Genomic DNA, 8,390 nt, shown 5'->3' on the forward strand with positions numbered 1-8,390 from the left:
CCCGGGAAACCCTCGAAAGAGCCCGCACGTGTCTTCTGCTTCCTCAGCTACGTACTCCGAACTGCGTGCCCAGCTGGCCGCCCTCACCACCGAGGCGTTCCGTCCCGAGCTCGCGGAGATCGACCAGCTCCCGACGCTCGAGATCGCCCGCACGATGAACGCCGAGGACCAGACCGTCCCGGCCGCCGTCGCCGCGCGGCTGCCGCTGATCGCGGCCGCGATCGACGCCACCGCCGCCCGCATGGCGCGCGGCGGCCGGCTGATCTACGCGGGCGCGGGCACGGCCGGCCGGCTGGGCGTCCTCGACGCCAGCGAGTGCCCGCCCACCTTCAACACCGACCCCTCGGAGGTGCTCGGCCTGATCGCGGGCGGCCCGTCGGCGATGGTGAAGGCGGTCGAGGGCGCGGAGGACTCGGCTGAGCTCGCCGCGGCCGACCTCGACGCGCTGCACCTCACCCCGAACGACACGGTCGTCGGCGTCTCCGCCTCGGGCCGTACTCCGTACGCCATCGGCGCCGTCGCCCACGCCCGCACCCGGGGCGCGTTGACGATCGGCCTCTCCTGCAACGCGGACAGCGCGCTCGCGGCCGCCGCCGAACACGGCATCGAGGTCGTCACCGGGCCCGAACTCCTCACCGGCTCCACGCGGTTGAAGGCGGGCACGGCGCAGAAGCTGGTCCTCAACATGATCTCGACGATCACGATGATCCGGCTCGGCAAGACGTACGGAAACCTGATGGTCGACGTCCGCGCCTCCAACGACAAGCTCCAGGCCCGCTCGCGGCGGATCGTCGCCCTGGCCACCGGCGCGCCGGACGAGCGGATCGAGACGGCGCTCGCCGAGGCCGACGGCGAGGTGAAGACCGCGATCCTGATGATCCTGGCCGACATCGACGCCAAGACCGCCGACCAGCGCCTCACCGACTCGGCCGGCCACCTGCGGGCCGCCCTGCACGCCGACGGCACCCCCTGATCGCGATGTACGTCGAGAAGTGGTGCCGCCGCTGGGTGCCGGCGGCCCTCGACGTACTCGTCACCCCGACCCTCACGGTCCTGGTCGTCTCGCTCCCGCTGGGCCGCCCGTTCATCACCGCCTGCGTCGGCGGCGCGTTCGGCGGCGCCTTCGTCGGCCTCTTCAGCATGTTGGGCGACAAGGTCGGCTCCGCGGCCATCGGCCCCTCTGGCTGGGCGCTCTTCCCCCCTTACCCGCCCTCGGCGTTCTCCGGCCCTACGCCTGCTCGACCACGATCCCCGACTGTTCCAGCAGCCGCACCACGCTCTCGAAGTACGTGAGCTCGCCCTCCGTGTCGGCGCTCACCGACGCCAGCGCCTCCCGGGCGACGTGCGCGTCGTGCCACACCAGAGTGACCGGGCCCGGCAGCCGGTCGCCGCCGCAGGGGCAGCCGCGCAGCACGCCCCAGCACCCGGCGAACCGGGCACCGGGCCCACCGATGGCCTCGCCGACCGCGCACTGGACACCCGGGACGTCCGTGGCGAACCGGCCGTCCAGGTGGCAGATGTCGCCCACGCGCTCCTCGACGCCGACCGGCCTGGCGAACCGCAGCCACTCCGCCCTGCCCTTCGTGTCCAGCCCGGCCCACGCGTTCGGAGCGCTCGGGGCGCCCTCGTGCCACACGTCCCAGGCCGGGCGGGAGCCGTACGGCTGCTGAGGGACGAACCCGCCCTCCAGACGTACGTCGAGGAACGCGCCCCCGAGTACGGACGGACGCGCCTCACCGACGTGCAGGAGCAGGTGCTCCCGCACGCCGATCACCCGGCCCGTGCGGTCGAGCACGAACAGGTCCACGGGGTCCCCGGCCTCCCGCCGGGTGGTCAGGCGCCGCAGCAGCAGCTCCTCGGGTTCGCAGCCCACGAGGGTGGCCTCCGGCCTCACGGCCGGGCGCACCGGCCCGTAGAGGCCCTCCACCCGTCGGCACTCGCCGAGCCATCCGCCGCCGCACCCGTTGTAGATCCTGACCCGGGCCGCCCGAGGCCCGGTGCTCCCGCCCGGCCGGCCGGTGACCTCCGCCTCGATCACCACGTCCACGCGAGAGGCGTCGTCCTCGTTCGGACGGCTGCCGAGCACCACGACGTCGGCCAGCTCCCAGTCGTGCGGGGCCGACGTCTCGGCCTCCTCGTCGTCGACGTGCAGGGACAGGTCGCCCAACCGGTCGCGTTCCCGCGCCGCCCCGTCGACGGCCTTGCGCAGCCTGCCCTCGGGCAGGCACCCGCTCAGCGTCAGGCGCTCACGGGGCGGCTCCTCCTCCGCGAACAGGCCCTGGAAGCCTGCGCACCGCGCCCACACCGTCTGCTCGCCGTCCCACTCCTCGCTGACCAGCAGGAACCGCAGGGGATGCGGCCGTTCCCAGGTCCAGACCCGGTCTTCGTACCGCTGTCCGTTCCGCGCCTCGTACAGCTGCTCCCCGCCCTCGCTCATACACCGGATCCTAGGGACAGCGGACCGGCCCCGGGCGGTCGGGACAGGGCTCAGTTCGTTCGCCGGGAACCCTGCCGTCAGCGGGTGGCGGGCCCGCGCGACGGAGACCGCTCACGAAGGACGGGTACGGAGCCCGGTCACCGTACGAGACACCCCGGGCCGACAGCCTCTCCTCGCCCAGCGCCGCCGGAACCGGTCCAGGTCCCGCGCCTGGTTCACCGTCGTCATGCTCGCCTGCTCCTCGCCCCCGTTGCGCGCACGCCTCGGCGGTACGACGGGACCGGGCGACGTTCTCCGCGATGCGGATCCGGGACGCGGCGATCCCGATCTGACGGCCAGAGCAGCTCGGGCGGACAGTCCCACTCCCGCCCGTCTCCCAGGGGCCGCAGCTGCACGTAGGGCCCTTCCCGCCCTATGACCTGCCCGACGGTGCCGTCGCGGAAGTCGATGACGTACGTTCCAGGGTTCACCGCCGCGCCTCCGCGAGTACGGCGACGAGCCGGCGGCACTGGGCCATGTGGCGGCACTGGCGCGGCGCCGCAGGGCGATCGTCCAGGTACTGCCGTTCGGAGCGGGAGCGCATGGCGCCTTGGAGGGGCCGATCAAGTTGATGTCCTTCGAAGAGGCACCGCCCCTGGCGTACCTCCAAGGCCTGGGCACGGGCCGTCTGGAGGACGATCCGGCCACCGTCTCCCGCGAGCACCCGTCAGGGGACGTTCGGGGAGGACTCGCAGCCGCCCCCCGCCACGTCCGTTCCGGTCTCTCCGTCGCAGACGTCGGGGGATCCCGCGCCTCCGACGACGACGTCGGCGCTCGGACCGGCCTGCAGCCGGTCGGCTCCCGCACCACCGAGAAGCTGGTCCTCACCGCCCGCCGTACCGACGGTGTTCTCGATGAAGAAGTCGGCGTTGTCGCCGAGGAGCCGGTCGTCGCCGCCCCGCCCTTCGATGAGGTCGTCGCCCGCGCTGGTGGGCGCCGTGGTGCTCACGGAGCTGTCGCCGAGGAGGACTTCGCCGGCGCTGCCGCCGACGACCCGGTCGTCACCGGCTCCAAAGGCCGTCCCCTCCACCGCGTTGTGGTCGCCGATGGCGAAGAACCCGCCGTCCACGCCCAGGTCCACATGGTCGTTCCCGCCATCGCCCGAGGCGTTCCGCTGCGCGTTGCTGTCGCCGATGAGGATGTCGGCGCCCGTGCCGCCGCGCAGCACGTCGTCACCGGCTCCGGAGGCGTCGGTGAGGGTCGCGACGGAGTCCCCGGCCATGTCGTCGACGCCAGGACCGCCGTCGAGGAGGTCGTCCCCGCCGCCGGAGGCGCTCGCGCCCCGGCTGTCACCGGCGATGACGTCGTCACCCGCCCCACCGAAGACCTGGTCGTCGCCGCCGCCGGTGGCCGCCCCGGCGAGCGCGAAGCTGTCGCCGCCGAGCCGGTCGTCGCCCTCGCCGCCGAAGACGCGGTCGTCGCCGCCGCCCAACGCGTCGCCCGTGAGGGCGAGGACGTCGCCCCGGGCGTGGTCGTCGCCCGCCCCGGCGTCGATGTGGTCGTCGCCCAGGCCGCCCGCGACGGTGTCGTCCCCGCCCAGGGCGCAGATCAGGTCGTCGCCGCCCCCACCGTCGATCACATCGGCACCCTGCGACCCGACGATCACGTCGTCGCCGGAGGTCCCCTGGATCGTCCCCGCCCCCGTGACGGTCGCGGGTACGCCGAAGCACGTGGGCTGTGCCGCGACGGCGGTCCCGGCCGGCAGGCCGAGAGCGAACAGCGCGACTGCGGCCGCCGGGCCGGAAACGCGGTAGGACATCATGCGGACCTCCAGAAGCCCGGAATCGTCACGGAACGTCACCTCTATGGACGTTCGGTCACCGATCCGGACGCTACGTGCCCACCTCCGGCGCGGCGACCGGTGGCCGCATTCGGGTGCGGCGGCACAGCGGGGCGGTGTCGCATTCGGGTGCCGATGCCGCAGCGGGGGCGGTGTCGCATGCGGATGCCCGGTGCCGCAGCGGGGGCGGTGTCGCATTCGGATGCCCGGTGCCGCAGCGGGGTCGGTCCGACCCCGACCCGGCCCGGCTCCGCCCCCCTCACCCCGGCTCCCCCTCCCCCTACGGAGTGCCGCCGTGCGCTTCCGTACGGCCCGCCCCAGGAGGTGCGTCCGCGCGCGCCCTTGAGCACCTGGTCGCGATCCGAGGCTCAAGTCCCGAGTTTCGAGCGCTGTTTCTTCGGAAGGGGTACGGGCCTGGAATCAACCCGCCCGCCCACCCGGCGAGTTGACGCGGAGCGACGAACTTGCCACGGAGCGTCATATGCCTCTAGCGTGTCCGGAAAACGAACGACCCCCACCAGGTGCGCCAACACCTGCGGGGGTCTGACCGTCCGATCGAAGAACTTGAAGAGGTTCGATCCATGGCTGACGCCGATTTTAGTGCCGAGCCCCACCCGCTGGCCAACCCCGGCTACGGCAAGCGCTCCACTCCGTACCAACTCCCTTCCTCAACAGCCGACTTCGCACACCTCCGGCCCCGCGAAGCCGCCATCGCCGCCTACATCGAGCGGCTGCCCGACGGCAGCGACATCTCGGTGAAGACGCTGGCCAAGCACCTGCCGTACGGTCAGTGCGCGGTCCGCACCTCCCTCACGCGCATCACCCGCACGGGGCACCTGCGCCGGGGCCGCGAGTGCCTCGACGGGCTGTGGATCACCCGAACGTGGTGGTCCCGAACGGCCCGTGACGACGCGTGGTGGTCCGCGTTCCAGCGCGGCGACGTACCGAAGCAGAGGCCGACCCGCTCCCGCGCGTACATCCTCCTCGCCGCCCTCGGTCGTACGGACTCCGCGGTGTCGCTCTCCCACGCCGAGTGCCGCGCCCTCGCCCCGCTCGTCGACGAGTGGTTCGCGCGGGACGCCGAAGAGGAGGACGTCCTACGCGCCCTCACCACCGGCCTCCCGGCCCGCGTCCACCATCCGGCCGGCCTCGTCCGACGCCGCCTGACCGACAAGGTCCCGCCCCTCCCCGTCCGCCGGGAACCCCCACCCATCCGCCTCCTGGAGTGCGCCAAGTGCGGCGCCCCCGGCTACTCCGACACCCTGCACGGGGGCGAATGCGGTCCCTGCCGCGGCGAAGCCCCCATCCCACGCAGCCGCACCCCCCTCCCCGCCGCACGCGTCCACGCCCACGCGGCGGCCATCCGCGCCCGCGAAGGGGCTACGGCTCCCTCGCCCTGATCGGGTACTTCGCCGGCCACGGCGAGTGGGCCGATCCCGCCGGAGTCCTCATGGTCGTCGAGGTGCCGGCGAAGAACCTACGCGCCCCCGTCCGACCCCGCGACCGGCAGCCCCAGGGCCGCGCGCAGTCGCGTCACCTCCTCGTGGGTCGGGTGCGCGTCCACCTTCGCCAGGGCCGTCTGGAAGCCGTCCACGTTCCGTGCCGCACCCGCCTCCACCCAGCCGGACCGGGACGCGCGGAGCTTCTCCACCAGCTCGTCGGCGGGACCGCGGGCAGCGGTGGGGAGTTGGGCCGCTTCGAGAAGCCGGGTGGTCTCGTCGATCGCGCCGGGCATCTCACGGGACCACGCGCGGGCACCGGCCAGGTCCTCGGCGGGACTCTTCCCGGGGCGGCTCAGGAGAACGGTGGTGAGCGGGCGGACCGCCGTCAGATAGGCGCGCTGCTCCGGCTCCAGCGTCCCCGGGTCCTGGCGCACGGAGGCGCTCATCGGGCCGTCCTGGCCCGCCACCCAGCACAGCACAGCCCGGTTGCCGGCCCGCCAGCCCGCCTCGTCCGGATGGTAGAAGAACGTCCCCATCCGGTGCCCGCCGTCGGGATCGGCTATGTAGTCGACGATCAGCCCACCGCAGCGGGCACGCGCCTGCGCGGAGACCGCTTCGGTGCCGGGGAAGGCGGCCGGGCCGTCGAGCCGGGCGGTGCCGTAGACCTCGCCACGGTGTGGCCGGTCGCACGGGATCAGCTCCACCGCGAGGCTGGAGATGTTGCCCCCCTCGGCCGTGGGGAGTCCACTCCCCGGCGTGAAGCAGTCGCCCTTCCGCAGGTCGAACACGGTGGCCGTGCCGGCCTTCTCGACCTTGCCGTCCGTACCGCGGTCGGGGGAGGAGATGCTCCACACCCGGAAGTCGGCGAAGAGCGTCAGCAGCACGCTGAGCACGATCACCGACGCGGACACGGTGACACCGGCGATGGCAAGGCCCTTGCCTCGCTGCGCCGCGCCCTTCCGGGCCCTGCCGGACATCTGGACCAGCGCGACGATCCCGAGAATCAGGCCGAGCGGCGCGAGACATATGGTCAGGGCGAGTACGAGAGCGGCCACCGCGAGTCCGTTGAGGTCGGCCCTGGGCTGCTGAGGTGGCCAGGGTCCCCCGCCGTGGGCGCCGTACGGGGGAGCGGGCGGAGAAGGTGGAGCAGGTGGCACGGACATGCGAGGCTCGGCTCTCTCTTCGAAGGACGTGCTCGCATTGTGCCCCTGCCCGAGGCGGGGATCAGGGGCCGGGGCAGGCAACCTTGCCCGGCCCGGAACTGCCGGGCCGCCCCGGACGGCGACCCCGCGCGCCGCCGGACCCGAGGACACCACCACCAGACCCGAGGACACCCCTCCGCACCACCACCAGACCCGAGGACACCCCTCCGCACCACCACCAGACCCGAGGACACCCCTCCGCACCACCACCAGACCCGAGGGCGGGCACGTCACCCCAGGCGGCAGGGCCGGCGCCGCGAACCGCTCACGGCAGGCGCACCAGCGCGTACATCACCATGTCCCGCCGTTCCCCGCCCACTTCCTGCCAGGACCGCAGCAGGCCCTCCCGGACGAACCCGGCCCGTTCCGCCGTTCTCGCCGAGGCCTCGTTCCAGGGTTCGACGAGCAACTGGAGGCGAGGGATACCCAGTTCACTCATGGCCCACGCGCTCACCGCCGTCAGCGCCGCCCCGGCCGCGCCCTCGCCCCGGCAGGAGGGGGCGACCCAGTAGCCGATGGTCGCGCGGCCCTCGGGAAGGTCGCGGAGCCAGAGGCCGATCATGCCCGCCGGGCGGTCGTCGCGACGGCGGACGATGACGAAGGAGTAGCCGGCGCCCGACTCCGAGCGATGCCACTGACGGCGTACGAACCCCTCTCCCTCCGCCTCCGAGTACACCGGCGGGACCGTGGTGGTCAGCGGGATGTACGGGTCCGTCGACGCCTCCTCCACGAGCGGGAGGTCCGCGCGTTCCCACGGGCGCAGGTCGTACGCCCCGGCCGGCAGCCGCGGAACGTCGAGGCTCACATCGTCTCCAGATAGGCCGCGAGGCGGTCGTACTCCTCCTTGACCCCCGCCTCCATCCCCGTCGCCAGCGCCTGGTCGCGGATCTCCGACGACGGCCAGAGCGATGTGCTGGTGAGCGCCGTGCCGCCGTCCGGGGTGTCGTCGAAGGTGAGGGTGACGTGGACCGGGGGGCCGGGCATGAGCTCGAAGACCTCGGTGTAGACGAGGCGCTCGTTCGGGACGATCTCCTCGTACGTGCCGGAGAAGACGATCTCCCGGCCGTCGGGGGCCTTCTGGCCCCAGCGCCACGCGCCGCCGACCGTGAGGTCGACGTCGGAGATCACCGTGGGCAGGGCGGCCACGCCGTACCACTGGCGTACGTGCTCGGGTTTCGTCCACGCCTCCCAGACGCGGGCGGGCGGAGCGTCGAAGGTCCGGGTGATGACCAGCTCGCGGTCGGCCGGTGTCGTCAGCAGCGTGATCATGGATCGCTCCCGCCTTCCGAGAGACTCCCCTTCCGAGAGGCTCCCCTTCCGGGAGGGGCTGACCGCCCCCACCTCACCAGCATCACCCCGAACGCCCGAGGGGGGGGAACCCCACAAGGGGGGGCGCCCCCCGTCGGGGCCAGAGGAGGAACCCCCAAACAAGGACCCCAAACCCCCCCCCCCCCCCCCACCTTCCCCCCCCCAGGCCCCGGAGAGCCTCC

At 73.3% G+C, this 8,390-nt stretch carries 7 protein-coding genes and 2 pseudogenes; 4 read left to right on the forward strand and 5 right to left on the reverse strand.

Going from position 1 to position 8,390, the window contains the following annotated elements; all coding sequences use genetic code 11:
- The first annotated feature begins 28 nt into the window (after positions 1-28).
- Together murQ and ACFUJR_RS02415 are read left to right on the forward strand one after the other, a co-directional pair.
- The gene (gene murQ / locus ACFUJR_RS02410) at positions 29-973 is read left to right on the forward strand and encodes an N-acetylmuramic acid 6-phosphate etherase (RefSeq protein ID WP_383164637.1); all 945 of its coding nucleotides are present in this window, start codon (positions 29-31) and stop codon (positions 971-973) included.
- A pseudogene (locus ACFUJR_RS02415) lies at positions 970-1,200 on the forward strand (PTS alpha-glucoside transporter subunit IIA); the annotation flags it as partial. The gene murQ and the pseudogene ACFUJR_RS02415, both read left to right, overlap by 4 nt.
- Before the next feature lie 28 nt (positions 1,201-1,228).
- Here the strand turns inward: ACFUJR_RS02415 and ACFUJR_RS02420 are convergent.
- Complete coding sequence (locus tag ACFUJR_RS02420; RefSeq protein WP_383164634.1) at positions 1,229-2,437, reverse strand: hypothetical protein; 1,209 nt, start codon at positions 2,435-2,437, stop codon at positions 1,229-1,231.
- Positions 2,438-2,954: 517 nt separating this feature from the next.
- Between ACFUJR_RS02420 and ACFUJR_RS02425 the strand changes: the two are divergent.
- Positions 2,955-3,122: pseudogene (locus tag ACFUJR_RS02425) on the forward strand (Scr1 family TA system antitoxin-like transcriptional regulator); the annotation flags it as partial.
- A gap of 21 nt (positions 3,123-3,143) precedes the next feature.
- On the opposite strand, the gene ACFUJR_RS02430 reads toward ACFUJR_RS02425, so the two are convergent.
- The gene (locus tag ACFUJR_RS02430) at positions 3,144-4,238 is read right to left on the reverse strand and encodes a calcium-binding protein (protein ID WP_383164632.1); all 1,095 of its coding nucleotides are present in this window, start codon (positions 4,236-4,238) and stop codon (positions 3,144-3,146) included.
- A 599-nt stretch (positions 4,239-4,837) separates the two neighbouring features.
- Here ACFUJR_RS02430 and ACFUJR_RS02435 point away from each other — a divergent pair.
- Positions 4,838-5,656, forward strand: coding sequence for a hypothetical protein (locus ACFUJR_RS02435; protein ID WP_383164629.1), 819 nt, complete (start codon positions 4,838-4,840; stop codon positions 5,654-5,656).
- 77 nt (positions 5,657-5,733) lie between these two features.
- Here the strand turns inward: ACFUJR_RS02435 and ACFUJR_RS02440 are convergent, their stop codons facing one another.
- The 3 genes from ACFUJR_RS02440 to ACFUJR_RS02450 form a co-directional block, all read right to left on the reverse strand.
- On the reverse strand, positions 5,734-6,753 hold the full coding sequence (locus tag ACFUJR_RS02440) for a septum formation family protein (RefSeq protein ID WP_383164626.1): 1,020 nt from the start codon (positions 6,751-6,753) through the stop codon (positions 5,734-5,736).
- A gap of 412 nt (positions 6,754-7,165) precedes the next feature.
- Positions 7,166-7,705: a GNAT family N-acetyltransferase gene (locus ACFUJR_RS02445; RefSeq protein WP_383164623.1), complete on the reverse strand. Its 540-nt coding sequence runs from the start codon at positions 7,703-7,705 to the stop codon at positions 7,166-7,168.
- On the reverse strand, positions 7,702-8,169 hold the full coding sequence (locus tag ACFUJR_RS02450) for an SRPBCC family protein (RefSeq protein WP_383164620.1): 468 nt from the start codon (positions 8,167-8,169) through the stop codon (positions 7,702-7,704). The genes ACFUJR_RS02445 and ACFUJR_RS02450 overlap by 4 nt, the downstream gene beginning before the upstream one ends.
- Between the last annotated feature and the right edge of the window lie 221 nt (positions 8,170-8,390).

It is taken from the genome of Streptomyces sp. NPDC057271 (assembly GCF_042668715.1).
Taxonomy (GTDB): Bacteria; Actinomycetota; Actinomycetes; order Streptomycetales; family Streptomycetaceae; genus Streptomyces.

Coding starts and splice junctions, on each gene's coding strand:
- ACFUJR_RS02430 (WP_383164632.1), bottom strand. CDS start 4,238: ATGATGTCCTACCGCGTTTCCGGCCCGGCGGCCGCAGTCGCGCTGTTC.
- ACFUJR_RS02450 (WP_383164620.1), bottom strand. CDS start 8,169: ATGATCACGCTGCTGACGACACCGGCCGACCGCGAGCTGGTCATCACC.
- ACFUJR_RS02435 (WP_383164629.1), top strand. CDS start 4,838: ATGGCTGACGCCGATTTTAGTGCCGAGCCCCACCCGCTGGCCAACCCC.
- ACFUJR_RS02420 (WP_383164634.1), bottom strand. CDS start 2,437: ATGAGCGAGGGCGGGGAGCAGCTGTACGAGGCGCGGAACGGACAGCGG.